Source organism: Ottowia sp. VDI28, from assembly GCF_049532675.1.
In the GTDB taxonomy this organism is placed as follows: Bacteria; Pseudomonadota; Gammaproteobacteria; order Burkholderiales; family Burkholderiaceae_C; genus Ottowia.
In genome coordinates this window covers 4,386,266-4,411,032 of record NZ_CP149820.1, presented here as the reverse complement: position 1 = coordinate 4,411,032, position 24,767 = coordinate 4,386,266, and the positions used below count along the sequence as shown (strand labels likewise).

The 24,767-nt window shown below is 59.9% G+C and carries 24 protein-coding genes and 1 pseudogene; 12 read left to right on the top strand and 13 right to left on the bottom strand.

The features are described 5' to 3' along the window. Positions 1–852: 852 nt before the first annotated feature. Both WJU18_RS21005 and WJU18_RS21000 read right to left on the bottom strand, forming a co-directional pair. The gene (locus tag WJU18_RS21005; protein WP_423455378.1) at positions 853–1,338 is read right to left on the bottom strand and encodes a hypothetical protein; all 486 of its coding nucleotides are present in this window, start codon (positions 1,336–1,338) and stop codon (positions 853–855) included. Positions 1,339–1,367: 29 nt separating this feature from the next. Then, positions 1,368–2,090, bottom strand: a complete 723-nt coding sequence (locus WJU18_RS21000; protein WP_423455376.1) for a hypothetical protein — start codon at positions 2,088–2,090, stop codon at positions 1,368–1,370. Positions 2,091–2,453: 363 nt separating this feature from the next. On the opposite strand from WJU18_RS21000, the gene WJU18_RS20995 reads away from it, so the two are divergent. After that, positions 2,454–3,653: a CaiB/BaiF CoA transferase family protein gene (locus tag WJU18_RS20995; RefSeq protein ID WP_423455375.1), complete on the top strand. Its 1,200-nt coding sequence runs from the start codon at positions 2,454–2,456 to the stop codon at positions 3,651–3,653. A gap of 39 nt (positions 3,654–3,692) precedes the next feature. Here the strand turns inward: WJU18_RS20995 and mnmC are convergent, their stop codons facing one another. Genes mnmC through WJU18_RS20980 form a run of 3 tightly spaced genes read right to left on the bottom strand, consistent with a single transcriptional unit; the run spans position 3,693 to position 6,375 of the window. Continuing rightward, positions 3,693–5,672 (bottom strand): FAD-dependent 5-carboxymethylaminomethyl-2-thiouridine(34) oxidoreductase MnmC, encoded by a 1,980-nt coding sequence (gene mnmC, locus WJU18_RS20990; protein WP_423455374.1) that lies wholly within the window; start codon positions 5,670–5,672, stop codon positions 3,693–3,695. 23 nt (positions 5,673–5,695) lie between these two features. Further along, positions 5,696–6,109, bottom strand: coding sequence for a hypothetical protein (locus WJU18_RS20985; protein WP_423455372.1), 414 nt, complete (start codon positions 6,107–6,109; stop codon positions 5,696–5,698). Further along, positions 6,106–6,375: an oxidative damage protection protein gene (locus tag WJU18_RS20980; protein ID WP_423455370.1), complete on the bottom strand. Its 270-nt coding sequence runs from the start codon at positions 6,373–6,375 to the stop codon at positions 6,106–6,108. Before WJU18_RS20980 ends, WJU18_RS20985 begins: the two co-directional genes overlap by 4 nt. Positions 6,376–6,542: 167 nt before the next feature. Here WJU18_RS20980 and WJU18_RS20975 point away from each other — a divergent pair, with 167 nt between their 5' ends. Both WJU18_RS20975 and WJU18_RS20970 read left to right on the top strand, forming a co-directional pair. Continuing rightward, positions 6,543–7,631 (top strand): DUF6817 domain-containing protein, encoded by a 1,089-nt coding sequence (locus tag WJU18_RS20975; RefSeq protein WP_423455368.1) that lies wholly within the window; start codon positions 6,543–6,545, stop codon positions 7,629–7,631. 74 nt (positions 7,632–7,705) lie between these two features. Beyond that, positions 7,706–8,998, top strand: a complete 1,293-nt coding sequence (locus WJU18_RS20970) for an O-acetylhomoserine aminocarboxypropyltransferase/cysteine synthase family protein (protein WP_423455366.1) — start codon at positions 7,706–7,708, stop codon at positions 8,996–8,998. Between the two features lie 4 nt (positions 8,999–9,002). Here WJU18_RS20970 and WJU18_RS20965 read toward each other — a convergent pair whose 3' ends face one another. Continuing rightward, positions 9,003–10,058: a helix-turn-helix transcriptional regulator gene (locus WJU18_RS20965; protein ID WP_423455364.1), complete on the bottom strand. Its 1,056-nt coding sequence runs from the start codon at positions 10,056–10,058 to the stop codon at positions 9,003–9,005. Positions 10,059–10,111: 53 nt separating this feature from the next. Between WJU18_RS20965 and WJU18_RS20960 the strand changes: the two genes are divergently transcribed. Genes WJU18_RS20960 through WJU18_RS20950 form a run of 3 tightly spaced genes read left to right on the top strand, consistent with a single transcriptional unit; the run spans position 10,112 to position 12,264 of the window. Then, entirely contained in the window at positions 10,112–11,125 is a 1,014-nt protein-coding gene (locus WJU18_RS20960; protein WP_423455363.1) for a Bug family tripartite tricarboxylate transporter substrate binding protein, read from the top strand. 17 nt (positions 11,126–11,142) lie between these two features. Further along, the gene (locus tag WJU18_RS20955; RefSeq protein WP_423455361.1) at positions 11,143–11,844 is read left to right on the top strand and encodes an aspartate/glutamate racemase family protein; all 702 of its coding nucleotides are present in this window, start codon (positions 11,143–11,145) and stop codon (positions 11,842–11,844) included. Positions 11,845–11,883: 39 nt separating this feature from the next. Next, entirely contained in the window at positions 11,884–12,264 is a 381-nt protein-coding gene (locus WJU18_RS20950; RefSeq protein ID WP_423455359.1) for a RidA family protein, read from the top strand. 4 nt (positions 12,265–12,268) lie between these two features. Here the strand turns inward: WJU18_RS20950 and WJU18_RS20945 are convergent, their stop codons facing one another. The 5 genes and pseudogenes from WJU18_RS20945 to WJU18_RS20925 form a co-directional block, all read right to left on the bottom strand. Next, positions 12,269–12,817, bottom strand: a complete 549-nt coding sequence (locus WJU18_RS20945; RefSeq protein WP_423455358.1) for a VOC family protein — start codon at positions 12,815–12,817, stop codon at positions 12,269–12,271. 31 nt (positions 12,818–12,848) lie between these two features. After that, a complete protein-coding gene (locus tag WJU18_RS20940; RefSeq protein WP_423455356.1) occupies positions 12,849–13,073 on the bottom strand; it encodes a DUF2783 domain-containing protein in 225 nt (74 codons plus the stop codon). Positions 13,074–13,104: 31 nt separating this feature from the next. Beyond that, positions 13,105–14,720, bottom strand: a pseudogene (locus WJU18_RS20935) (FAD-dependent oxidoreductase). Between the two features lie 91 nt (positions 14,721–14,811). Then, positions 14,812–15,777 carry an MBL fold metallo-hydrolase gene (locus tag WJU18_RS20930; RefSeq protein ID WP_423455354.1) on the bottom strand — a complete coding sequence of 322 codons (966 nt, stop codon included), beginning with the start codon at positions 15,775–15,777 and terminating at the stop codon, positions 14,812–14,814. 79 nt (positions 15,778–15,856) lie between these two features. After that, positions 15,857–16,690: an IclR family transcriptional regulator gene (locus tag WJU18_RS20925; RefSeq protein WP_423455352.1), complete on the bottom strand. Its 834-nt coding sequence runs from the start codon at positions 16,688–16,690 to the stop codon at positions 15,857–15,859. A 162-nt stretch (positions 16,691–16,852) separates the two neighbouring features. Here WJU18_RS20925 and WJU18_RS20920 point away from each other — a divergent pair, with 162 nt between their 5' ends. Further along, entirely contained in the window at positions 16,853–17,395 is a 543-nt protein-coding gene (locus WJU18_RS20920; protein ID WP_423455350.1) for an NADPH-dependent FMN reductase, read from the top strand. Between the two features lie 46 nt (positions 17,396–17,441). Here WJU18_RS20920 and WJU18_RS20915 read toward each other — a convergent pair whose 3' ends face one another. Beyond that, a complete protein-coding gene (locus WJU18_RS20915; RefSeq protein WP_423455348.1) occupies positions 17,442–19,016 on the bottom strand; it encodes a YopJ family acetyltransferase in 1,575 nt (524 codons plus the stop codon). A 107-nt stretch (positions 19,017–19,123) separates the two neighbouring features. Here WJU18_RS20915 and WJU18_RS20910 point away from each other — a divergent pair, with 107 nt between their 5' ends. Next, positions 19,124–19,732 carry a glutathione S-transferase gene (locus tag WJU18_RS20910; RefSeq protein ID WP_423455347.1) on the top strand — a complete coding sequence of 203 codons (609 nt, stop codon included), beginning with the start codon at positions 19,124–19,126 and terminating at the stop codon, positions 19,730–19,732. A gap of 155 nt (positions 19,733–19,887) precedes the next feature. Further along, complete coding sequence (locus WJU18_RS20905) at positions 19,888–20,427, top strand: disulfide bond formation protein B (protein ID WP_423461063.1); 540 nt, start codon at positions 19,888–19,890, stop codon at positions 20,425–20,427. A 161-nt stretch (positions 20,428–20,588) separates the two neighbouring features. Here WJU18_RS20905 and argA read toward each other — a convergent pair whose 3' ends face one another. Next, on the bottom strand, positions 20,589–21,935 hold the full coding sequence (gene argA, locus WJU18_RS20900; protein WP_423455345.1) for an amino-acid N-acetyltransferase: 1,347 nt from the start codon (positions 21,933–21,935) through the stop codon (positions 20,589–20,591). 140 nt (positions 21,936–22,075) lie between these two features. Here argA and WJU18_RS20895 point away from each other — a divergent pair, with 140 nt between their 5' ends. Genes WJU18_RS20895 through WJU18_RS20885 form a run of 3 tightly spaced genes read left to right on the top strand, consistent with a single transcriptional unit; the run spans position 22,076 to position 24,749 of the window. Then, positions 22,076–23,140 (top strand): ABC transporter substrate-binding protein, encoded by a 1,065-nt coding sequence (locus WJU18_RS20895; RefSeq protein ID WP_423455343.1) that lies wholly within the window; start codon positions 22,076–22,078, stop codon positions 23,138–23,140. Between the two features lie 5 nt (positions 23,141–23,145). After that, the gene (locus WJU18_RS20890) at positions 23,146–23,922 is read left to right on the top strand and encodes an ABC transporter ATP-binding protein (RefSeq protein WP_423455341.1); all 777 of its coding nucleotides are present in this window, start codon (positions 23,146–23,148) and stop codon (positions 23,920–23,922) included. Continuing rightward, entirely contained in the window at positions 23,919–24,749 is an 831-nt protein-coding gene (locus WJU18_RS20885; protein ID WP_423455339.1) for an ABC transporter permease, read from the top strand. The genes WJU18_RS20890 and WJU18_RS20885 overlap by 4 nt, the downstream gene beginning before the upstream one ends. Positions 24,750–24,767: the final 18 nt, after the last annotated feature.

Sequence of the window (24,767 nt, the reverse complement as noted above, 5' to 3'; positions counted from 1 at the left end):
TAAATCCGAGTGTGCCCCTGCTATATATAAATTCTTAACTCTTGGGTCAGGGTTATTGGGGTTAAGGAAATTTAGCGGGGAAAAGTCATTTCTATAATCATTTCTCGCGTAAATTGAGAAAATGTCGCCGAAAACACGAGATGGATAAGGTACACCAAAGACACCTGTAGCAACAGGGTCAAGAAATATGGATGTATCAATTGTTGATTTTCCCGGAGGTACGAGGTATTTCCCGTATCCATACTCTATTGAGAAGGTGCCGTCAACTTTTCCTGGGACTTCGATGATGTATCTGGTGCTGGTATCTGGGATGCCTTTTTCTTCCAGATTTTTTGCAAATTCAAGAAGTCCAGGTCCACCACGACTGAAAGCCATTGCAGTGATGCGAATATCTAAATCGCCTGGAGACTGCCTGGCCCAAAGGTTGGCTTGGCGAACCAATGCCTCGTACCCACTCTGCCCTTGAGTGATTACCTCTCCTGTAGGGAGAATGCTTCCTGAAATATATCGGCTGACCAAACCACGAGTGCCCACGCCCGGCTCGTAATGGGAATGAATGTTGCTTAATTTTGATGGGTTAACTAGATCTCCAATTATTGATGGGGTTGTGTCGCTAACATTGCCAGATAATTCTGTGTCGCCACGTTTATTCCATGTTCCATCTGTGGTGAGGTGGAAGTGGTGTGTGGCAGGAGGTTTGATCGGTAGATTCCGAGCGTAGGATAAATTGTCATCAATTTGAGCGTACTCTTCTGGTGTGAGTGGGCGAGACCCTCCAACAGGCATTACACGGTCAGGGTGATGTGTCAGGTGTGAAGATTCTGGGTAAGATTCAGACATTTTTCAATTCACCTATTCTATTTTTATTTCTTGTTCTATTGGGTAAACTTGCTTGACTAGCTTGTTTGTGTAAACGCCGCCTTTGAATTTGAAGTACTTTTTTGCACCTGGCGATTCATGTATTGCATAGACCTCTGGTTGATTGAATTCGTTGAATATCAATCTAATTTCAGCGTTGTGCATGTTGAATGGAAGCTTTCCGCTAAGTGGAATATCTGTCTGATATGTTTTTTGGGTGAAATTGTCTCGCCATTTTATTTTTAAATCTTTGCCGAGTAGATTTACTCCATGCGAAATCTGTGTGATTCCGTTTGGAAGTGAGAATGTTCGGCCGCGGCTATAGCCAGAATATTCCCATTCCAGTAAATCAACATCTGGATTGTCGTAGCCTTGATAAATAAAGACGTGATGTGTTGGGCCTAATGCGCAGGCTGATAACGTCAGAAAAATGCTTGTAATGCTAAAAAGCCGTAGGGCTGAGCGGAGGGTGGTTTTCATTGCTTGGGTGTCACTTACTTTGATTTTGATTATGGATTGCCAGTGGGTATTTTTTCCGTGCACTTCTGAAAAGATTGAGTGAACTCTTCCACAAGGATGGTCAATCGCGCACGCATTTCTGCTTCAGTGGTGCTTGTGATGGGCTCCGGTGCTGGCTGCATGGCTGCAATTTCATACTTCGAATTTCCTCGTGCAAACATCCTATGCACAGCCATGGAGAAGAATGGTTTTTCCTTGTCGTAGGCAATGGTTTTGGAAAGCGGGAAGGGGCCTATGTCGGAGGTATTGGAGATCACGTTGTTAAATGTGACGCCTACTGTTGCCCAAGGGTTGGCTTTGATTTCGGATACTTCAATTGTGGACTCTGGCGATCGCGCCAGTAGATTCGCTTGCACTTTGAGTTGATGGGCAAGAGTGCGTTGATGATCTTCATTGGCAGACACACCTCTGGATAGTCTGCCAGCTACGAGAGTAAGCGTAGTGTTGTCAACGTATTTGAAGGTTTCCAGGAAGATGCTGCCGTCTCCATATAAACCAGCAATGTGTTTGACGATTTTTTCTGATTCGGGTACTTTCCCGCAGAATGAGTTGCCGAACGAAACCATTCCGTCCCATTCTGTTAACGTGTGAGAAATGTCTTGAGATTTCCCCTTCATTAGCCGGTTGCTGCTTTCTGTTTCAGCGTGAACCTGCGAAGCAGATATAAATAGGGAAACGATAAGTACTATTTTTTTCATTTCAGTTTTCTTCATATATTGGATGCCATCGCATACGGTTCGAGCGTGATGCGAATGGGGAAGACGCGTTCCATTGCGCTGGGGGTACCTCTGGTGCCTATTTGCGTGCTCTAGCACGAGGCGTATTGACTACGCGCGGCGGCAAGTTCAAGCACGCGTGGAATGTCATTGAGTAACAGGTATGACTGAACGGTTCCAAATTTGTGAACTTTTTGGCTAATTCATGATGCCGAGACAACGGCTTCCAGGGGATAAGCTGATGAAAGGGCCGTAAGGGGGGCGTGCACCACCGTCGGCTGGAATCCAGATGTGCTGCTCGTTGGCGGTTTAATGGGTGGCACACCCTGGATTGCGCACTTCATTTTTGAGAGAGCTGCCATGACCAAACCGCTGCGAGGAATCCGCGTTCTTGACCTGACCAACGTCTTGGCTGGTCCATTCGCCTGCCATCAACTCGCCCACATGGGAGCGGATGTCATCAAGGTGGAAACACGTCAGGGCGGAGATCTGGCTCGCCAACTCGGAGCTGATCCCGAGCTGAACAAGCGCCTCATGGGGGTGTCGTTCCTTGCACAGAACCCTGGCAAGCGCTCCATCACGATCGACTTCAAACATCCCGCTGGAAAGGATGTCTTTCGCAAGCTGGTGCGAACGGCGGATGTGCTGGTAGAGAACTTCCGGCCAGGTGTGATGAGGCGGCTTGGGCTCGGGTACGAGGATCTATTGAAGGAGAACCCCAAGCTCATTTATTGCGCCATCTCGGGGTTCGGGCAGGAGGGCCCCTTGAAAGATCTGCCTGCCTACGACCAGATCATCCAGGGCATGTCCGGGGTCATGAACATCACGGGCGCACCGGAGAACGCCCCCTATCGTGTGGGCTACCCGATGGCCGACACGATCGGCGGCATGACGGCTGCATTTGCCGTGGCGTCTGCCTTGGCTGACAAAGCGCGCACCAGCGGTACTTTCATCGATGTGTCCATGTTGGAGGCCGTGATGGCCACCATGGGCTGGGCGGTTTCCAACTATCTGGTCGCGGGGCGGGAGCCGCAGCCCATGGGGAATGAGAACGTCACAGCCAGTCCTTCGGGCACGTTCCGCACTAGCGACGGCCTGCTGAATATCGCCGCCAACAAGCAGGAGCAGTTCGAAGCCGTTTGCCGTGTCGTCGGACGGCCTGAGTTGACTGAAGATGTTCGTTTTGCCGAGCGCCAGGGCCGGTTGCAGCATCGCTTTGAACTCAAGGCCATTCTGGAGGAGGCCATGTCTTCAAAATCCACAGATGATTGGTGGAAGCTTCTCAATCAAGCGGGCGTACCTGCAGGCCCTGTCTATACCGTGCCGCAAGCACTTGAGCATCCTCAGATTGCGGATCGCGGCATGGTGGGAGCGTTTGAAAATGTACCGGGCGTCGGACGTGATGTCCGGCTGGTTCGCACTGGCTTCAAGTTCAATGGCGAGGCGCCTGCCGTTGAGGCGCCGCCCCCCGTTCTGGGTCAACACTCGGAGGAAATTTTGGCTGATCTAGGTTACTCGGCCGAGGAAATCAGCGTTCTGAGAGAAACGCGGGCTATATGAACGTGATGTAGGGAGCGGCTTCGAAACCCTGCATACGTTCTAAGTCAGAAACCGCTCCGCTCGCAGCCGTTCAGCCAGGTTTCGTTCCACTGGCAGCGGCTCACCATGAAGCCACGAGGCCAGGATTTCTCCGCTCAGCACCGCCAGCGTCAGGCCACGTGCGCCTAGTCCCGTACATAGATGCGGGGCAAGTGGATCCGTGGAGGCCGAGGCGCGGCTCCAGGCGCCTACGGCAGGCAGGCGGTCAGGAAGGGTGGCACGCACACCTGACCAACTACGGGCCCGGCCATCGATCCACTGAACATCGACTGCAGCAGAAGCGGTGGGCAGAAGTTCGGCCAAGCGTTGGCGATTGTGGGCATGATCGGTCTCATGCAATTCGGCGCGCGCGTTGCCGCGTTCAAAGGTGGCGCCTGTGACCCATATCGGACCATCCAGGGTCGGCACATGCGAGATCAGGCTGCCATGTCCGTTGACCGGAAAGGCGGGCAATGCGGCATGGTCCGCGGCGTCGCTGGGCATGGGGCCGAAGGCGACCTGACCGCGCAAGGGGTTCAGGGGCAAGGTGCTGGCGTCGGCATCCTTCGAGGATGCGCTGCCAAGCAACGCGCGCGAACCAAAACCCGCGGTGAGGATGACAAGCTCCGCTTCGGCCAGCGTGCTTCCATCCGGGCCGAGAGCTTGCCAGCCCTCTATCGTGGCTTCAAGCCGCTCCACCGCTTGGCCGCCTTGCCACGTGATCCCTGGGGTTGCCAGCATGGCGCGGACCAGTGCAGCTGGTCTGACCCAGCCAGCTTCGGCGTGCCAGAGCGCGAGATGGGTATCGTCCAGGGGAGCACTTGCCTCTCTTGCTTTTTCGAAAGTCTCGGGGGCACTGGCGGAATAGGTGTTGGCGCGGGTGGCCGCGGAGTCTGCCGCGCTCGGCCATTCGGCGGGCAATCGCCGCTCACCGGGGGCGTGGCGTTCCAGTACGCCGGTAGCGGCGAATTCCATGCCTTCGCGCAGCAGAGCGCGGGCGCGCGCCAACGTGGCTCGCACGCCGGCACGGGTCAGGCGTGAAAGCGGGCGATCGTCGGGGGAGACGTGCGGCGCCACGACACCGGCAGGCAAGCCGCTGGCGCCTGTGGCGGGTTCAATGGCCTGGTCGAGCACGGTGACTTGCCAGCCCCGCCGGGCAAGACTGTAGGCACATGATGCGCCCGCCAAGCCGCCGCCGATGATGGCGCAGCGGCGCGGCGCTTCCGCGGTGGGCAAGGCCAATGGGGCTTGGGCGCGGGTTTTGGGTTCCCAGTGCGGATCAAAGCGGGCGCGCAAGGCATGCCGCTTGGGGGGCAGGCCTGGCACCCGTTCCACCGCAAAGCCGCAACTGGTGAGCCGTTCGCGCACTTCTCCCGCGACGCACCAGCTCGCGGCCCAGGCACCACGCCGTGCCAGCCGCGCCACCGCTTTCATGGTGTGCAGGCTCCACATATCGGGGTTGTGGCTGGGGCTGAAGCCGTCGAGGTAGATGCTGTCAAACTGGCCAGTCAGCTCACCCAGCATGGGCTGTGCATCGCCAATGGCCAGGGTCAGCTGCACCCGGCCGCTTTCGAACTCCAGGCGATGGAGGCCTGGCAGCAGGCCGTGCCAGCGCGAAGCCAGCTCCTGGGCCAGAGGCGCCAGTTCGGCAAAAGGCGCCGCACTGCGCAGAATGTGGGCTGCCTCTGGGGGCCAGGCTTCCACGGCGCTGTAGAAAAGACGCTGAGGCCGGGCAGGGTCGGCACGCCAAGCATGCCAGGTGGCCAGAAAATTCAGGCCCAGGCCGAAGCCGGTTTCCAGGATCTGCCAGCAGGGGGCATCGGCCCAGGCGGCAGGTTGTTCGCCAGCCAGCAGGCCGCAGCCTCCCAGGAACACGTGGCGCGCCTGCGCCAGCCCGGCGTCGCCCGCCGTGCCCCGGCTGCGGTAGACGTCGTCAAAGCGCGGGCTGGCTGGCATGCCATCGTCCCGCCAGACCACGGTTTCTGATGCCGCTGGCTGCATTGCGCTGAAATCTGTTCGGTTGTTCAGTAGGGCAGGTCTTCTGGGGCCACGCCTACATAGTCCGGCGCAGGATCCACCGCGAAGCGCACGGCAAGCACATGCGTGCGGCCCAGCCGCAGCGCTTGGGCGGCACGATGCATGCCGTCCATCAGGCGGCCGTTGGCACAGAGGATGACGGGCCAGTCCAGGCTGCATTCATCCATCAGTTTGACATGTTCCACGATGGCGCGCGGAGTGGGTGTCTGGCCTTCGTGGCTGAACCAGTAAGGTTCGTCGAGCTCGCGGATGGAGGCCAGCGCCACTTCGTGCACAGGCAAGGCCTGCTCGCGTGCAAGCCGTATCAGCCGGTGCACATCCCAGGCTCGCAGGCCCTGGGGGCCTGGGCGAAAGTGGTATTGGCGGCGCAGGCCGGCCAGAGAATCCGCTTCGTTGTTCAAGCGCTCGGAGGCACGTAGCCTACCGCTTGATCGGCGCCCGTACCGAAAAAGTGATTTTCCATCTGCCGCGCCAGGTATTGGCGCGCGCGCTGGTCGGCCAGGTTGAGCCTGTTTTCGTTGACCAGCATCGTCTGGTGCTTGAGCCAGCCTGCCCAGGCTTCCTTGCTGACGTTTTCCCAGATTTTCTTGCCCAATTCACCGGGATAGGGGAAGTCGAGCCCTTCGGCCTCTTTGCCGAGCTTGATGCAGTTCACCATGCGTGCCATATCTATTGCCTCGTGTAAGCTGATAGGTAATTAACAACTGACTAAATTGACTTAGGCGGTTGCTTGATTTTCACGTGCCAGCGATCAGAATGCAGAGCATCACCTGATGCAATTGCGTCGCCAGCCGTCATCCGAACCCATCACTGTAGCAATCTTTCCAGCGGACCATGTCGCAGCCCATGCCTTGGCACACTTTACAACCGGATCTTTTTACCCGGGCGCAGGCCCTGCTCGACGACGAGTGGCTGGCTCGCGATGAGGCTCTGGCGCCCGTTTTGCCGACGGTGCTGGCGCGCCAGGTCGGGCAGGATTGGCACAAGGCGGGTACCTTCAGGCACCATCTGGTAGGCGTCGCGCGCGCTTTGGCGCTGTGGCAGCAACCGCGTGAGGTGCGCTTGCTGGGATTGCTGCACAGCGTGTATGGCAACGCATTCGTCGATCTCGTCAAATTCGATCCCGAGCGCGAACGCGCCCGCGTCCGCGAATTGGTGGGCGAACGCGCGGAAGAACTAGTTCATGTCTTCTGCACGGCCTCGCGCGCTCAGTTCGTGCAGCGTGTGCTGGCTGGCCGCATCGAGGCTGATGGCAGCGTGGTGCTGGATGATCGCGTGCTGCCGCCTGACACCGTGGCGGCCTTCATCGTGGTCAGCATGGCTGATACGGCCGAGCAATGGTTCAGCTGGCAAGAGGATATTTACGCCGGCTTTCCCGAGGTAACACGGCGCCCGCAGGCCACTCACTGGGCCGCAGCGTTATGGCCGGGTCCGATGCGGCCTGCTTCGGGCATGTATGCGCAGATCAGCCGTCTGGGGGCAGCGTTGCGGCATCCGGTGCTGAAGAATCTGCTGCCGACGCCACCCGTCTTTGACGGATGCCAGCGCGATCTGAGTGCCGGTGACGAGGCGGCCGCCACTTCGCTGTATTGGTCGGTCATACAGCAGGACCAGCCTTTAGTGGATCCGGCCGCCGCCATTGCCGTGCTGGAACAGGCCGCGCGCCTGAACCCCTGGGTAGGAGAGCCGCAGATGGTGCTCGCGCAGCTGTATCTGATCACCGGCCGCCATGCGGAGGCCAAGGCCGCTGCCGAAAGCGCGCTGCAGTGCTTTTCCTGCTGGGGCAATGCCTGGGACAAGCGTGTGCAGTGGGATGCCTGGATGGCCTGGGCACGTATTCTGCGCCAGGGAGCCGATACCGGTGAATGGCCGGAACGGCTGGACAAGCTGAACAACGTGGCGCTGAAGCCTGAAGCTTCTTGAGCACAAAATTTTTTCCAAGCCGGTGGCATGCCATCGGCATTCATTTCCATAGCAAATAGAAAGTAGACAAGCTCATGTCCGATACCTGGAAATTTGAAACCCAACTGGTCCATGCGGGCTATCAGCCGGACCCCACCACCAAGTCGGTGGCCGTGCCGATCTACCAGACAGTGGCCTATTCCTTCGACAGCGCCCAGCACGGGGCTGATCTGTTCGATCTGAAGGTGGCGGGCAACATCTACTCGCGCATCATGAACCCGACCTGCGACGTGCTGGAAAAGCGCGTGGCCGCGCTAGAGGGCGGCATTGGCGCGCTGGCCGTGGCCAGCGGCCAATCGGCCATCATGTATGCCATCCAGACCATTGCCGAGGCAGGCGACAACATCGTCAGCAGCACGGCGCTCTATGGCGGTACCTACAACCTGTTCGCGCACACGCTGCCGCAACTGGGTATCACCACCCGTTTCGGCGACCACCGCGATCCTGCCAGCTTTGACAAGCTGATCGACAGCAAGACAAAGGCCGTGTTCGTCGAGACGATCGGCAACCCGGCCGGCAACGTGACCGACATCGCCAGCGTGGCGGCCATTGCCCACAAGCATGGTGTGCCCCTGATCGTGGACAACACGGTGGCTTCGCCGTACCTGCTGCGCCCGATCGAGCACGGCGCTGACATCGTCATCCACTCTCTCACCAAATACATGGGGGGCCATGGCACCACACTGGGCGGCGCCATTGTGGACAGCGGCAAATTTCCCTGGGCCGAGCACAAGGAGCGCTTCAAGCGCCTGAACGAGCCTGATGTGAGCTACCACGGCGTGGTTTATACCGAGGCACTGGGCGCGGCTGCCTACATTGGCCGCGCGCGCGTGGTGCCGCTGCGCAACACGGGAGCCGCGCTTTCGCCTTTCAATGCCTGGCAGATCCTGCAGGGCATTGAAACCCTGGCTCTGCGCATGGACCGCATCTGCGACAACACCCTGAAGGTGGCTCAGTTCCTGCAAAAGCACGACAAGGTGGCCTGGGTCAGCTACGCCGGCTTGGCCGATCATGAAGACCATGCGTTGGCCCAACATTACATGCAGGGCCGCGCGTCGGGCCTGTTGACCTTTGGCGTGAAAGCCGCTGCTGGAGGACGCGAAGCAGGGGCCAGATTCCTCGATGCGCTGCAGTTGTTCACTCGCCTGGTGAACATCGGCGATACCAAATCCCTGGCCACCCATCCGGCTAGCACCACGCACCGCCAGTTGGCGCCGGAAGAACTGGCCAAGACGGGTGTGAAGGAAGAAACCGTTCGCCTGTGCGTGGGCATCGAGCACATCGACGATCTGCTGGCCGACTTGGAACAGGCGCTGGCGAAGGTGTAAGCCCCTACGGGCCGCGCTCGCGGCCTTGGCCTTGCCGGAAGGTCAGCGGCGTCAATCCATGGCGTTCGCGGAATGCCGTGCCGAAGCGGCCGTGGCATTGCCAGCCGGCTTCTTCCGCCACTTGCCGAACCGGCAGGCGCGTTTCGCGCAGCAGCCGGGCGGCCAGGTCCAGGCGGGCGTTGCGAAGGTATTGGTGAACAGACTGCCCGGTTTCGGCGCGCAGGCTGCGTTGCAGTTGGGCTTCGCTGCAGCCGGCTTGCGCGGCCAATTCAGCCACTGTCCAGCCCCGAGCGGGTGCTTCGTCGATGCAGCCGCGCGCCTTGCGCGCAGCGGCACTTGCAGGCCCTTCGGTGGCCGAGCGGGCAGGGCGGAGCAGTTCCACCAGATCCAGCAGTACGTAGGTCAGCAGTTCCACCGAGTGAGCCTGGAAGAGTGGTGCGAATGAGGGGGCTTCGGTGTCTTCTCCACGTAAGCGCATCAAGCTGCTCTGCACGCGCGCGGTCAGCGCCGCATTGCAGAGCACGGTGCCGTTGTTCAGATGCATCAGGCGTTCCATCTGGCGTGCATCCATGCGCACATCCAGCCCTCGCAGCCACAGCGGCAATTGCGAACGCCGCAGACGGAACTGCACGAACACATTGCGGCAAGCGCCGGGCACGTTGATGAGGTAGCCGCCGTCATGGTTGGGCGTGCGAAGCAGCGCCCGTCCGGGTTTGAATTCCAGGGGCCGCAGCCGGCCGCGCGTGGCGCTGATGCGGCCGGTGACCTCGCCAGCCAGGAAGAAGGTCAAGAGCAATTCGTCCTGCGGCTCCAGGCAGATGTGAAGATCCCGTTGCAGGCGATAGTCAAAGAACATGGCCGTGACGCCCTCCCAGGGGGAGAAGCGCAACTGGGTCAGCCGGCCGCCGTCGTCTGGCCAATGGATGTTGTGCAGGCTGCCGCGCAGCGTGGGCAAGCCCCCGCTACGGGCGGCGGGCAGCCGCCACATGGCCGCGTTGAAATCGTCTTCACGCATGGCAGCATGAGGCGCGAACGGCACAGAATGTGAATGGATCGGCATAGCGGATTCTCCGGTGCGGCGCTACCTTTGCACTCTGCAAAGGAGTTTTAGCGATGACGATAAGCGAAACGAGCAAAGTATCAAAGCACAAGCTGGCCCGGCGAACAGCGCTGCGGGCAGCGGCCGCCGGCGCCGCGGCTTTGGCGGCCCCTGGCGTCTTTGCCCAGGCCTGGCCTGCCAAGCCGATCCGGCTGATCGTCCCTTTCGTTGCGGGCGGAGGCGCGGACGCCACCGCGCGGCTGATCGCGGGCAAACTGGCCGAGCGGCTCGGGCAGCAGATATTCATCGACAACAAGGCCGGCGGCAATACCATCATTGGCGTGCAGGATCTCAGGCGCGCGCCGCCAGATGGCCACACGCTGATCTGGACGATGGATCAGACTTTCGTGCTGAATCCTTCCCTCTACAACCGGCTGCCCTACGACCCCATCAAGGATTTCACACCGGTGGCGCTGGCCATTACCTCGCCGATCACGGTGATCGGCAGCACCCGGCCAGGGGATGCGCAGAGCATTCAGGAAGTAGTGCAGCGGGCCAAGGCGCAGCCTGGCAAGCTCAATGTCGGTTCGGCGGCGATTCTGGCCCATATCGCGCTGGCGGAGTTCAGCCAGTTGGCGGGCATCGAAGCAGCGCGCATCACCTACAAGGGCAGCGCGGAGGTTGCACAAGGCCTGATTGCCGGAGATGTGAGCCTGGCATTTGACGGCCTTGCGCCTTACGTGCAGTTCGTCAAGACAGGACGAGCGCGGATCCTGGCCGTGACTTCCGCTCGGCGGTTCGGCGCGCTGCCGGAGGTACCCACCCTGGATGAATCGGGCTACAAAGGGATGGATCTATCGGTCTGGTTCGGTGTTGCAGGGCCCGCCGGCATGCCTGCCGCCATTGCCCAGCGCCTGGCGCAGGAGACCGAATGGGCCGTGCGCCAGTCCGACGTGATCGAGAAGCTCGGCACTTTCGGCTTCGAGCCTGCTTCGGCGATCAGTCCGGCCATCATGGCCCAGCGCATCGTTCGCGATGGCGAGCGCTACGCGCCGGTGATCCGCAAGCTCGGCTTCAAGCTGGACTGACGGAGCCGATGGTGCGCATGAAGACCGTCGGCCTTATTGGCGGCGTGGCGTGGCCTTCCACCCTGGTGTACTACCGCCTTCTGAACGAGCAGATACAGGCCGAGTTGGGTGCTCCCCACTCGGCACGCTGCGTGATCGTGAGCCTGGATTTCGCGGAGGTGCTCCAGGACATGAGCGAGGGGCGTCCGCAAGATGCGAGTGCACGCATGCAGCAGGCGGCGAGGCAGTTGCACGCCGCAGGCGCCGAGCTGGTGGCCATTCTCGCGAACACCGGCCATTTCGCGGCGGAGGCCGTGCAGGCTGCCGCGGGCTTGCCGCTGGTGCATATCGCCGTGGAAACCGCTCGTGCGGTGCGTGAACGCCTGCCGCGAGCTCGGCGGTTGGGCGTGCTGGGCACCAGCCATGCGCTGCGGGCCGATTTCTTCACCCACGCTTTCAGCCAGGGCGAGGGCTTTGAACTGATCCTGCCCCAGGAACAGGAGCGCATTGAGCTGGATGCCTTGATCTTTGGCGAGCTGGCCAGCGGCCAGGCAAGCGCAGCTTCCGCCGCTGTGGTGACGCGTATAGCCGGAAGCCTGGCATCGCGTGGCGCAGAGGGCATTGTGCTGGGGTGTACCGAGCTGGGCGAGTTGCAGCCTTGGCTGATCTCGCCGGTGCCGCTATTTGATTCGGCAGATTTGCATGCGCGCGCGATCGTGCGCCGCATGCTGGCGGATTGAGTTTTTTCTTTCTTTCTTTTTCTTTTTGCAGGAGACACCATGCACATTCCCGTGATCACCCCGTTGCCATTCGCCGACGCACCGTACTCGCGCGCGATGTTCGACGATGACTGGATTTTCGTGTCAGGCACTCTGGGCATGGACTACGAGGCGCATCAACTGGCCGGCGGAGCCGCGGCGCAAACCGAACTGATGCTGCGCAACATCGAACGCTACCTGGCGACTTGCGGCGGTACGCTGCGCAACATCGTGAACTACACGCTTATCGTCTCGGCACATGAACATCTGCCCGCGGTGATGGATGCGCTGCGCAAGCACCTGCCGTGCAAACCGACCGGCACCGCGATGATCGCCGGCATCGCGATTCCGGAGGCTTGTGTGGAAATGCAGGTGATTGCCCGCAAGTCACATCAAGGCTGATCCCTCAGGCAGCAGCGGCTACGCTGCTGCCGTCGTGCATCCAGCGTGCATGCTGAGGGGCCTTCTTGGTACGGTCCCACTCGTCGAGCATTTCCCACTTCACGCGGTCCAGCGCCTTGTCCATCTGGGGGGTGGAGGTGTTGGCGGCCAGCTCCAGGCGGTGGCCGCTGGGGTCGAAGAAGTAGATCGATTGGAAGATCGTGTGGTTGGTGGGGCCGAGCACTTCGATGCCGTCGGCTTCGAGCTTGGCCTTGACCTTCATCATGGTGTCGACTGAATCCACCTTCAACGCAAGGTGCTGCGTCCAGACGGGCGTGTTCTGGTCGCGGCCCATCTCGGGTTGGGTCGGCAGCTCGAAGAAGGCCAGCACGTTTCCATTGCCGGCATCGAGGAACACGTGCATGTAAGGATCGGGTTCCTTGGTGGAGGGCACCTCGTCTTCGGCGATGGCCAGGATGAAGTTCATGTCGAGGTATTTCTCATACCACTTCACGGTTTCCTTGGCGTTCTTGCAGCGGTAGGCGACGTGGTGAATCTTCTCGATGATGGCCATGGTGAGTCTCCTTGAAAATGCGGAATGAAGTTCAAACGCCTTCGCGGGCGATCTGCATGGCCTCGCGCAGCACGGTGATGTCGCCGATGTGGTTGGCGAGCAGAAGAATCAGGCGCGCATTGACCATGGCGCTTTGCGCGTCACTCAGGTCGCGATGGGTGTCGATCAGCGCTTCATAGAAGTCGTCGCCGGGCGAATAGGCCTGGAAGTAGCGCTTGCCGGATTCGGAAAAATTGGGCTGGGTGTTCAGGGGCATGACTGGAGTCCTAAGCGCCGGTTGCTGTTGATCACGCGTGGCCGGTGGCGCGCGCCACTGCGGCTTTTACTTTTGCCGCATCGAACGCACGCCAGCGCGCGGCCACGTGTTGATCGGGCCGGGCCAAATAGGTGGTGCCGGGCTGCATGTCATACCGGTGGGCGATGCAATGCCGAGTGTCGATCAGCGTCTTGAGGCCGGCAGGGGCCTGGCCTTGGCGGGCCACCACGATGGGTTCCACCACGATGCCGTTGCCGCTCAGTTCGGTCAGCGACTGGACTGTGACGGCATGGAGCGTGCTGGCGTCTTCCACATAGTGCAGCGCCTGGAATCGGTTGCCCAGCTGGCGCAGCAACCAACCTTCGCCTTCCGGTGTTTCCACGGGCGCATCGGCCATGGGAGCACCCGGAATCATGTTGCCGGCGAAGGGCTCCGCATCAGGGGTGTTCAAGCGCGAATCGGCCAGCCAGGTGGGCACCGACAGGCGTCCCGAATTGACGAGCGCACGGGCAAACGGATACTTGGCGGCGAGTTCCAGCACGGCATTGCGGAACGTGCGGCTGGTGTTGCTCTTGGGTGTGATGAAGTCGGTGGAGCGCGTCGAGTTCATGATGTTCTCGTCGGCCGCATGGCCGCGCTCTTCGCTGTAGGTGTCGAGCAGGGTGGCGGGCGCCTGGCCGTTCATCACGAGCTTGAGTTTCCAGGCGAGGTTGCCTGCATCCTGGATGCCGCTGTTGGCACCGCGGGCACCGAAGGGCGAGACCTGATGGGCCGAATCGCCCACGAACAGCACGCGCCCGTGGTTGAAGCGGTTCATGCGCCGGCACTGGAAGGTGTAGATGCTTACCCATTCGAGCTCGAACTCGCGCTCGTCGCCCAGCATGGCCTTGATGCGCGGAATCACTTTTTCGGGTTTTTCTCTTCCACTGGATCGGCGTCCCAGCCCAGCTGGAAGTCGATGCGCCAGACGTTGTCGGCCTGCTTATGGAGCAGCACCGACTGGCCGGGATGGAAAGGCGGATCAAACCAGAACCAGCGTTCGGCCGGGTACTCCGCCTTCATGACCACGTCCGCAATGAGAAAGCGGTCCATGAAGACCTTGCCTTCGACATCCAGGCCCATCATGGTGCGGATGGGGCTGCGCGCGCCATCGGCGGCGATCAGCCAGTCGGTGGTGAGCGAGTAGGCGCCGTCGGGCGTTTCCACGTGCACGGTGACTTTATCTTCGCCCGGCACCACGGAGGTGACGTTGCTTTTGAAGCGCTTGTGCAGATGGGGCAACTGCGCCGTGCGTTCGATCAGATACTCCTCCAGGTAGTACTGCTGGAGGTTGATCATGCCGGGGCGTTGATGATGCTCTTCTGGCCGCAGATTGAAGTTGAAGACTTCGCCCTCGTGCAGGAAGGTGCGGCCCACGTTCCATGAGACGCCTTTTTGCACGAACTTGTCGCCACAGCCCATGCGGTCCAGCACTTCCAGCGTGTGCTTGGCATAGCACACGCCGCGTGAACCGAGAGAGACGGTGTCGTCGTTGTCCAGCAGAAGCACGTCCTGGCCCTGGTGGGCCAGGTCGATGGCAGTGGCCAGGCCCACGGGACCGGCGCCCACCACTACCACGGGATAGTGGCCGGGCCGGCCCTCGGTCAGTTCAGGCGGGCGGACGAAATCAAACTTGGGATAGGTGAAGGTCTTTTGCACCGCTTGTCTCCGGTTGCTCAGGTGCCGGCCAATTCAGCCTTCAGCCCTGCTGCAAGGCATGCCACATCTGCTGATCGCGCTCGGCTGTCCAGATGCGGGGATCACGGATGCCGCTGGCTTCGTCGTGGGCGCGCGTGACATCGAAGGGCAGGCAGTGCTCGTAAATGAAGACGTGGCCGAAGTCCGGGTCCATGTTCTTGCGCGTGTGGGCCATGGTGGCCTTGAGGTCCATGCCCTGGGCGACGGCTTCCTGCGCGCTGCGGTAGAGGGTGCCCGTGAAGTCGCGTGTGTACTTGATCCCTTTGGCCACCGCGTCAGGCGTCATCAGGCTGGGGCCGCGGCCGGGCACGAGCTTCTCGAACTTCATGGCGGCCAGGTTGTCGAGTGTTTGGGGCCAGTCGGCCAGATAGGCGTCGCCTGTGTAGCAGGCGGCATCGGCTTCCACCAGGTCGCCCGAGAAGCAGATGTTCTGGCTGGGCAGATAGACGATGGTGTCGCCCTTGGTATGGCCGCGGCCCACCTGCTTGATCTTCACTTCGAGCTTGCCCATCCAGAGCGTCATCTCGCCGTGGAAGGTTAGGGTGGGCCAGGTGAGACCGGGCACGCTTTCGACAGCCTGGAACAGACGCGGGAAGCGGCCGATTTCCGAATCCATGTCTTGCTGGCCGCGTTCGACGATGAGGTCGTAAGTGTCCTGGCTGGCGATGATTTGCTCAAGGCCTTCGCTTTTGTAGCCGCTGGCGCCCAGCACGCGCACGGCGTGGTAGTGGGTGAGCACCACGTACTTGATGGGCTTGTCGGTGATCTCGCGGATCTTCTTGATCACACCCTGGGCCGCCACGGGGGTGGCGGTGGCGTCGATGATCATCACGCCATCGTCGCCAATGATCACGCCGGTGTTGGGGTCGCCCTCGGCGGTGTAGGCGTAGGCGTTGTCAGAGAGTTTGTCCCAACTGATCTGCTTTTCCTCGAGATCGGCGTGGGATGCGAATTTCTTCTCGCTCATGGGCGTCTTTCCGTGGGGTGGCTTGGATGGACGCAATTCTCCCTTGATTTTTGTTATTCGTCAATAAATTCGCCAATGTCTAATTTTTAGAGCCTGCGTATCCCAACCGGCGAGAGACGTTGTCGGCATGAGTTCGCAGCAGCCGGCCTGCCGGGCCGTCGATCTGGGCGTCAAATACGCCTTGCGGACCGATCATGGTGATGACCAGGGCGATCTTCCCGTCGGCTGCAAATACCGGCGCGCACAGGGTGTTGACACCCGGTTGCGGCATCGACAGCCCTCGTCCCATGCCGCTGGCGCGGATATCGGCCAGCAACTGCTGATACTCCGGCGAGTCGAAGGCCTCCGAGGGGCCGCCCACCACGCGGCGGTGCTCGTCTTCGAGCATGGTGCGGACCATTTTTTCGGGCAGGTAGGTGGCGAAGACCCGGCCGGTGATGGTGTTGAAGAGCGACATCACCGTGCCTACCCGCAGGTTGACGTGCAGGGGATAGCGAGGCTCGTCCAGCCGGACCACGGTGGGCCCGAGCTGTCCCCACACGGCCAGCGCAATGCTGAGATCGGAGGTCGTGGCGAGCAAGGCGGCTTCCTGGCTGGCTTCGGTGACCGGGTCGAGCTGCTGCAGAGCTGCCAGGCCGAGTTGCAAGGCACGGGGGCCGAGTTCATAGAGGCCAGTGAGCGGGTGCTGCTTGACCAGCCCGACGTTCATGAAGCTGACCAGATACGGGTGCGCCTTGGGCGGCGACATGTCAGCCAGGCGGGCGATGTCTTTCAGGGGCAGCGGCTGCGCGGCATGCGTGAGCGCGTCGAGCACGCGCATGCCCACCTCGATGGATTGGATGCGGCGCTGGCGCTTGGATTCAGCGGCGGGCTCGTCGGCTGGCGCCGATGACGGGGAAGAAGAGGGCGGCATGTGCTTTTGGGGAAGATCCGCGACGGCGGAACGTTTCATTATCAGGATGACACAACATGGCGAGTATGTTCGGCGCATACTTTAAAAGCACAAAGGCCTGCTCAGGCAGGGCTGTTTGTGAACAGTCATGATCTGGTTCCCCTCATTCCAAGGAGAAAACACATGGGTCTCAATATTGCGGTCGTGGTCGGTAGTATTCGCAAGGAATCGTTCAACAGGCAGTTCGCCGAGGCGCTGGCCAAGCTGTTCCCTGCCGATGTGACGGTGAAATTCATCCGCATCGATGATCTGCCCCTTTATAGCCAGGACGATGACGGCAACGCCGCGCCGCAGGTGGCCCGCTTGCGCGAGGAGATCAAGGCGGCAGACGGCGTGCTGTTCGTCACGCCGGAATACAACCGTTCGATTCCCGGCGTGCTGAAAAACGCCATCGATCACGCATCGCGCCCTTGGGGCAAGAGCGTGTGGGCAGGCAAACCGGCGGCGGTGGCCGGCGTCTCGGTGGGGACCATCGGCACCGCCATGGCTCAGCAGCACCTGCGCAACGTGATCGCCTATCTCGCCATGCCCACGCTGGCCGGCAATGAGATGTTCATCCAGTGGAAAGAAGGCTTGGTGGAAAACGGCGAAATCGGCCCGAACAGCAAGGAATTCGTGCAGGGCTTCGTCAACGCCTTCACTGCCTGGGTGAAGAAGGCGGCCTGAGTTCGCGTTCGCCGAGCCCGCTTGACGGGCCGCGCGGCAACTTCAGTCAATAGGGTTGGGGATGACCTGCGAGCGCGTGCATCGCAGGCCCCTGCCGGCTTTCGACCTCATTGAAGAAGGCCTTGATGATGGACAGGCGTTTCCGTTCTATGGAGTTGTTGTATTCGCGCGGGCCGCAGTCGCTATTGACAAGCTCGTGAAAGGGCGCGGCCGGCCTGACGAGATGGCTTTGGAAGCGTTCCTCCAAGGTTTGCTGCTTGCGGTTGATTTCCGTTTGCTGAAACCGAGGTTGATGGCCGAGATAGAACTGCAAGCGGTTGAACGAATGCGTGTGCTTCATGAAAGCCGGTGGAAATTGGTTTTCCAGGAACGCCTGATCAGCGCTCTCCAGGTCGCCGGTAATATTTTTCCTGTGTAGATCATCAAGTGCACTTTTCTCAAAGAAGGATTTTCTTATGAAGGAAAGGCTGAATATTCCGCACTCGTCTGTTGAACACTGGGTTCTGAGCGCGATGAATGCGGCTTTCGCATTCGGAAGATGTCTGCGCAAGCTGCGGCTGACTTTTGCCTTGAGCCACGTGATGGCATCGCCCACAGAGTAGTCAGCGGGCTCCATCGCGATGATGGATAGCTGGTTGCCGATCATGCGTACATCAAATGCGCAGAAGTGGACCTTGTTTGTTTTTGTATAAAACTGGTGGTCACTCAGGAAGAAGACTACAGGCCCTATATTGACCACGAGCCGTGCTGAAAAATCAGCAGCACCCTCCTGCGCTGCCCGCGCCAGGAGTTGATGAAGTCTTTCGCCAAAATTCCAGGCATCATCAACATAGTGCGCGTTGATCCCAGGATTGATTTTGTTTTCGAAAGCGACCAGGTCGTCCATTAAAAGAAGATCGGTCGGAGATGAGCCCTTAGGCTGAGTCTTGGTCTCGATATGAGTTTCCAGTTCCGCAATGTAGTTACCCAGATCGGACAGGGTAAGGCCATGTCTCTCGAATGAATACATGTGGCCTTGGGCCGCGGTTGCATGCGCGGATTCATTTCTCGGAGAGCTGTTCAAAAAATCCTGCAGCACTCGATCGATGACTCCAGATGCCTTGGTGTCATGCCTCATGAGTTGAGGCGGCCCGGATTCTTCGCCCTCTGGTCGAGGCGTTTTAGGGGCGTTGAGCAGAATGGCGTTGATATGCTTTAGATGGTCTTCGGCGAAAGATCGGAAATCAATATGGTCCGGCAGTTCGGCGGCCAAGGTAAGGAGTTCATCAAGAAGTTCAATTTGGCTTTCCATGAATGGGTTTTCTTTGTCGCCAATGGTCTTTCTGATGAATTCCAGGTAGTTGAGCGTGCGAGGAGGCTGGCCTGTGCTGAGCGCGAGATCCCGGGTGTGTGGTGTCGGCGCGCTGCTTGGTGCCTTGAACGGGCATTCGCCGGCAAGACCTTTTGCATGATGATGCAGTGTTTCCCGTTGAGTGCCGTCACCGGCGCTGATCTCGAAGCCTTCCAGTCCACCTGTTCCGGGCGCCGCATGCGCATTTGACGGGGACTCTGCAAAAGACAGGGGACGGCCGAAGAGGCTATTGGCGCGTAGCGTGTCGGTATTGGTCGGTGGATGGTTCATTATGGTCTTGTTCGGCTTCAAGTCATGAGTAACCGATCGGTGGTATCTGTTCCTTCTGCCTTTAAACTGCGGTTGAACAAATTCCCTCAGCAGGACAGGAGCGTTCCATGAAACTCATCGGCATGCTGGATTCGCCCTACGTGCGGCGCACCGCGATTTCTCTTCGCTTGCTTGGCATCGATTTCCACCATCATTCGCTGTCCGTATTCAGTACCTACAACGAGTTCAAAGGGATCAATCCGGTGGTCAAGGCGCCGACGCTGGTACTGGACGATGGCACGGTCCTGATGGATTCGACGCTCATCATCGACTACGTGGAGCATGCGGCCGGCCGCAGCCTGATGCCCGTGGCGCAAGACAGGCGGGCGCGGGAAACCGGATTGCTCGGGTTGGCATTGGCCGCATGCGAGAAGACCGTGCAAATTGTCTATGAACGCAAGCAAAGGCCGGCCGAGAAACAGCACGAGCCCTGGATGGCCCGGGTCCGGGAGCAGTTGGCTGCGGCCTACGGGGAGCTGGAAACCGCCTGGAAAGCAGAAGCGCTTGCGCCCGATGCGCGCAGCCTCATGCAGGCGGAAGTGACGACAGCTGTTGCCTGGCGCTTCACTCAATTGATCACGCCGGACGTCATCAGCGAGACAAACTATCCCCGGCTGGCCGAACTCTCCCGGCAGGCGGAGGCGTTTCCCGAGTTCAAGGCCTTCCCGCCCGTCTGACGGGTGCCGGGCGGTCCTGCGGACCTAGGCAGATAATCGCAGGTACGGAACCTATTGGCCTGTTTGAGGGTCATGCATGCGCATGTTGCCAAAGGAGCGCCTGTTTTCCCGGGAAAGCGGGGCTTCGGCAACTTGATGCATCCCAAGAAAAATCAATCCAGGAAAAGTATCTTGCTCAACTCCTTTTTTCCAGCCCGCGCCGCGTTTTTGCGGCCATTGCCATCATTTGCGCGGCCATGCTGGCTTTCGGTATTTTCTACCTGCAGAACGTCGTCGGGCTTGAGCCCTGCCCCATGTGCATCGTGCAGCGCTACGCATTGATCATCGTCGGCGTGTTCAGCGCGTTCGCGGCGTTTTCCAGGAAGCCGGGCGCCTGGCGTTTCTGGGGACTGCTGTCGGTGGCCATGTCCGCTTTCGGTGCCTTCACGGCTGCCCGCCAGAGCTGGCTGCAATGGAATCCGCCTGAATTCGCTACCTGTGGGCGCGATATCTACGGCATGATCGAGTCGTTCCCGCTGCAGCGCGCCATCCCGATGATTTTCAAGGGCAGCGGCGATTGCAGCGCGGTCGATTGGACCTTCCTGGGTGGCACGATTGCCAACTGGTCGTTCGTGTGGTTCGTGATCTTTGCTATCGTCATTCTGGCCGTGCTGCTGCGCCTGCCGCGCCGGATCAACGGCGGAATGCCCGCCTGACCAGGTCATTCCCCCGATGCAAAAAATAGCGGCTTCAGGCCGCTATTTTTTTGTTGGCGGGCCGCCCCAAGACAAAAAGCACCCCTTCGGGGGGCAGCGGACCTCGCGAAGCGGGGAAGCGTGGGGGCCTTTTTTGGAGTTTTCAGAGCGCTGCGGTTGATCTACAGCTTCTTAACCAGCACCTGGCTCTTGCGGTCCCAGTTGTATTTGCGCTTGCGCGCTTCAGGGAGCCAATCGGGATCGACAGGTTGGAAGCCGCGCTTGATGAACCAGTGCATGGTGCGCGTGGTGAGCACAAAAATACTGCTCAGGCCCATGGCGCGTGCACGGTGTTCGACCCGGCGCAGGATTTTCTCGCCATCTCCCTGGCCTTGCGACTGCGGCGACACCGTCAGCGCCGCCATCTCGCCGGTCTTGGCCTCGGGGTAGGGGTAGAGCGCGGCGCAGGCGAAGATCACCCCGTCGTGCTCGACGATGCTGTAGTTGCCGATGTCGCGCTCGATCTCGGTGCGGCTGCGCTTGACCAGCGTGCCGTCTTTCTCGAAGGGCTCGATCAGTTGAAGGATGCCCGCCACGTCGTCCGAGGTGGCTTCGCGCAGGCTTTCCAGCTTTTCATCGACGACCATGGTGCCGATGCCGTCGTGCACATAGATTTCGAGCAGCAATGATCCGTCGACCGCATAGGGCAGGATATGGCTGCGCTCCACGCCATGCAGGCAGGCGCTCACGCAATGGCGGAGATAGAAAGCTGGATCCGTCGGGATTTCTGGGGATGGCAGGCGCGCCATCAGCGCCTGGGCATCGGCCAGGGGCAGCTCGGTGTCGATGGGGTTGTCTTCTGCTTCGGGCTCGGTCGGCCGCACGCGGATACCCGGGGTTTCGGTCAGAAAGATCAGCTTGTCGGCCTGCAGGGCAATGGCGGCCGATGTGGCGACTTCTTCCATGGCCAGATTGAAGGCCTCGCCCGTGGGTGAAAAGCCGAAGGGTGAAATCAATACCAGGGCGCCTGCGTCCAGCGAGCGTGCAATGCCCGCGACATCTACCTTGCGTACGACGCCGGTGTGCTTGAAATCCACCCCGTCGATGATGCCCATCGGGCGTGCGGTGATGAAGTTCCCGGAGATCACCCGCACCGTAGAGCCTGCCATGGGGGTATTGGGGAGGCCCTGGCTGAAGGCGGCTTCGATTTCATAGCGGAGCTGGCCGGCGGCTTCCTGCGCGGAGTCAAGCGCGACTTCATCGGTGATGCGCATGCCGTGCGAGTGGCGCGGCTCATGCCCCTTGGCGCGTAGTTGGTCATTCACCTGCGGACGAAAACCGTACACCAGCACGATCCTGACGCCCATGCTCTGAATCAAGGCCAGATCGGTCGCAATCGAGCCCAGCTTGCCGGCGGCGATGGCTTCGCCCACCACACCCACCACGAAGGTCTTTCCGCGGTGCATATGAATATAAGGCGCGACAGAGCGGAACCAGGGGACGAAAGTGAAATTGAAAACAGTGGACATGCAGGCGGAGTTGATGAGCGTCCGGAAAGAATGGTCAAAAATAAATTAATGCCAAAGAATTAATTTATGGGGTAAGCAAATACCCTTTCTGTAAGTAGCAGTGTAGTATCCTCAAAGCTCGATTCGTACTGGATTTTTTCATGAACTTCAAGCATCGTGCTGCCAAGTGGATTGTTCCTTTTATCGCGCTATGGGCACTCAGCGCCTGTAGCCCCAGCTCCGATAATAAAGAGAGCAAGGAAAGCGCGAATCCAGCCGCCGGGAAGGTCGCTGAGGTCCAGAAGCTCTCGTTCATGTATTCGCCTTACGCTGATTACGCGGGCTTTTTCGTGGCGCAGGAAAAAGGATACTTCCGCGATGCTGGCGTGGAGGTCGAGATGATCTCCAAGGCGGGCAGTTCCGGGGAAACCTTCCAGCACGTCAGTACCGGCAATGTCACGGGGGGCGGCGCCTCCTGGGCGGCTGGCCTGTTCAATGCGACCAAGGCGGGCACTTCGATGGCTATCGTGGGTAGTGTTTCGCACATTCCCGAATCCGGCCCGAACCCGTCGCCGCTCATGGTGTCGGAGAAATCCGGCATCACCGATGCCAAGCAGCTCAAGGGCAAGAAGATCGGTGTGCCGGGCCAGGGCGGCTTCGGCATCTACTCGGTTCATCTGGCGCTTCAATCGGTGGGCCTGTCGTTGGCTGACGTGCAGTTGGTGAACCTCAGCCCGGGCGACATCATTCCCGCCATGGCCAATGGCTCGGTGGACGCCAGCTGGACGATCGAGCCGATCTCTTCCGCGGTCAAGAACAAGAACATAGGCCACGAGATCCTTGATATCAGCTACCAGGCCGGCACCGAGATCGGCATGATCATTTTCAACACCAAGTTCACAGAAGAGCATCCCGATACCGTGGCTGCTTTCGTGGGGGCTTATCTGAAGGCAGTGAATGAGCTGGTCAATGGCGGCTGGCAGGATCCCGAGATTCAGAAGATCATTTCCAAATACACGGATCTGCCGGTCGAGGCGCTGAAATCACTGGCCCTTACCGCGCCTGGCAAAGACGGCAAGATCAACTGGGATGATGTCGCCAAGCAGGAGCGTTTCTTCCATGACCGCAAGGTTCTGGAGTACGAGGGCAACCTGGATATGCAGAAGATCTTCCGCGCCGATATCCTGGAGAAAGCCATCAAGCTGTCTCAAGCCGGTGCGAAGTAAGCACGATGAGCAGCAGCAGCAGCGGAGTTTCGGTACGAAACCTGTGGATGGCCTACCCCGAGGCCGACTCGCGCCGCAAGATGCGGGTCATCCTGGAAGATGTGTCGCTCGACATTGCGGAGCATGAGTTCGTATGCGTGCTGGGGCCTTCAGGCTGCGGCAAGAGCACGCTCCTGCGCATCGTGGCGGGCCTGGAAAAGCAAAGCCTGGGCACGGTGGACACCAAGAGCCGTCCTTCGGTGGTGTTCCAGGAGCATGGTGTGTTCCCCTGGCTGACGGCCGCGGAAAACATCGGCTACCCGCTTCGCCTTCGAGGCGTGCCGCGTGCGGAGCGCAAGGAGCGGGTGGATGAATTGCTTGGCATGATGGGCCTGAAGGATTTCGCCAGTTATTACCCAGGGCAGATTTCGGGCGGCATGCGCCAACGCATCTCCGTGGCCCGCGCGCTTGCCGATGACGGCAGCGTTCTGCTCATGGACGAGCCTTTCGGCGCGCTCGATGAGCAGACGCGTGTGTCGCTGCAGCAGGAACTGCTGCGCATCTGGGAGAAGACCTCCAAGGCCGTGATGTTCATTACGCATAGCGTTGATGAGGCCCTGACCTTGGCCGACAGGGTGTTGGTGATGTCGATCAGGCCGGGGAAGATCATCGAGGAAATCAAGATCCCGTTCGGGCGTCCGCGCGACATTCTCGCCCTGCGGCGCGACCCCCGCTATGGGGAAATCACAGCCAGGCTCTGGGAGCTGCTGGGCAAAGGCCCTCAAGGGAAGGTTGCACAATGAGCCAGCCAGAAACCACTGCACTTTCCAAGGAGCAGATCGAACAGCGATTGGCCGAATCGGTGGAGGCCACCCGCGGATCATCGTGGGTGCGCCGCGTTGGGCCGTTCACGCCGCTGCTGCTGCTCCTTATCTGGGAGGTGTGCAGCCGCACGGGAGTGCTGGACGTCCGGTTTTTCCCGGCACCGAGTTCCATCGTGGAGACCTTCGGCAAGATGATCGCCGACGGCGCGCTGCTCATGCACACCAAGGCGACGCTGCTGCGTATTCTGGTGGGCTACCTCATGGGGGCCATTCCAGGCATTCTGTTCGGGCTGTTGCTTGGCTCGGTCCGGCCTGTACGCCAACTGCTGGAGCCTATTTTTGCCAGCTTGCTGCCCATTCCCAAGATTGCGATTTTCCCCTTGCTGCTGCTGATCTTCGGTTTGGGTGAAATGAGCAAATACCTCATTATCGCGATCGGTGTTTTCTTCTATTTGCTGTTCAACACCATGAGCGGCGTGATGCAGGTGCCTCCTCTGTTCAATGATGTGGCCCGGGCCAACGGGGCCACGGGAATCCAGCGGCGTTTGACGGTTTCGCTGCCGTATGCGCTGCCTTCCATCTTTACCGGCCTCAAGCTGGCCGCCGGTGCGGCGTTCGTGGTGATCGCGGCGGCAGAGTTCGTCGGTTCGCAAAGCGGGCTCGGTTATCTGATCTGGAGCGCATGGTCCACCTTTGCGGTTTCCAAGATGTATGTGGGTATCGTGACGATTTCCGTTCTAGGTTATGCCGTGACGGTGTTGATGGGCTATGCCGAGCGCAAGCTCGTGCCGTGGATCAAGTACTGATCGTTCACGGAGTATTTG

Coding starts and splice junctions, on each gene's coding strand:
- WJU18_RS20915 (WP_423455348.1), bottom strand. CDS start 19,016: ATGAACCATCCACCGACCAATACCGACACGCTACGCGCCAATAGCCTC.
- WJU18_RS20955 (WP_423455361.1), top strand. CDS start 11,143: ATGAAGACCGTCGGCCTTATTGGCGGCGTGGCGTGGCCTTCCACCCTG.
- WJU18_RS20885 (WP_423455339.1), top strand. CDS start 23,919: ATGAGCCAGCCAGAAACCACTGCACTTTCCAAGGAGCAGATCGAACAG.
- WJU18_RS20910 (WP_423455347.1), top strand. CDS start 19,124: ATGAAACTCATCGGCATGCTGGATTCGCCCTACGTGCGGCGCACCGCG.
- WJU18_RS20980 (WP_423455370.1), bottom strand. CDS start 6,375: ATGGCACGCATGGTGAACTGCATCAAGCTCGGCAAAGAGGCCGAAGGG.
- WJU18_RS20975 (WP_423455368.1), top strand. CDS start 6,543: ATGTCGCAGCCCATGCCTTGGCACACTTTACAACCGGATCTTTTTACC.
- WJU18_RS21005 (WP_423455378.1), bottom strand. CDS start 1,338: ATGAAAACCACCCTCCGCTCAGCCCTACGGCTTTTTAGCATTACAAGC.
- WJU18_RS20945 (WP_423455358.1), bottom strand. CDS start 12,817: ATGGCCATCATCGAGAAGATTCACCACGTCGCCTACCGCTGCAAGAAC.
- WJU18_RS20920 (WP_423455350.1), top strand. CDS start 16,853: ATGGGTCTCAATATTGCGGTCGTGGTCGGTAGTATTCGCAAGGAATCG.
- WJU18_RS21000 (WP_423455376.1), bottom strand. CDS start 2,090: ATGAAGAAAACTGAAATGAAAAAAATAGTACTTATCGTTTCCCTATTT.
- WJU18_RS20965 (WP_423455364.1), bottom strand. CDS start 10,058: ATGCCGATCCATTCACATTCTGTGCCGTTCGCGCCTCATGCTGCCATG.
- WJU18_RS20925 (WP_423455352.1), bottom strand. CDS start 16,690: ATGCCGCCCTCTTCTTCCCCGTCATCGGCGCCAGCCGACGAGCCCGCC.
- WJU18_RS20895 (WP_423455343.1), top strand. CDS start 22,076: ATGAACTTCAAGCATCGTGCTGCCAAGTGGATTGTTCCTTTTATCGCG.
- WJU18_RS20995 (WP_423455375.1), top strand. CDS start 2,454: ATGACCAAACCGCTGCGAGGAATCCGCGTTCTTGACCTGACCAACGTC.
- WJU18_RS20930 (WP_423455354.1), bottom strand. CDS start 15,777: ATGAGCGAGAAGAAATTCGCATCCCACGCCGATCTCGAGGAAAAGCAG.
- WJU18_RS20950 (WP_423455359.1), top strand. CDS start 11,884: ATGCACATTCCCGTGATCACCCCGTTGCCATTCGCCGACGCACCGTAC.
- WJU18_RS20940 (WP_423455356.1), bottom strand. CDS start 13,073: ATGCCCCTGAACACCCAGCCCAATTTTTCCGAATCCGGCAAGCGCTAC.
- WJU18_RS20960 (WP_423455363.1), top strand. CDS start 10,112: ATGACGATAAGCGAAACGAGCAAAGTATCAAAGCACAAGCTGGCCCGG.
- argA (WP_423455345.1), bottom strand. CDS start 21,935: ATGTCCACTGTTTTCAATTTCACTTTCGTCCCCTGGTTCCGCTCTGTC.
- WJU18_RS20970 (WP_423455366.1), top strand. CDS start 7,706: ATGTCCGATACCTGGAAATTTGAAACCCAACTGGTCCATGCGGGCTAT.
- mnmC (WP_423455374.1), bottom strand. CDS start 5,672: ATGCAGCCAGCGGCATCAGAAACCGTGGTCTGGCGGGACGATGGCATG.
- WJU18_RS20890 (WP_423455341.1), top strand. CDS start 23,146: ATGAGCAGCAGCAGCAGCGGAGTTTCGGTACGAAACCTGTGGATGGCC.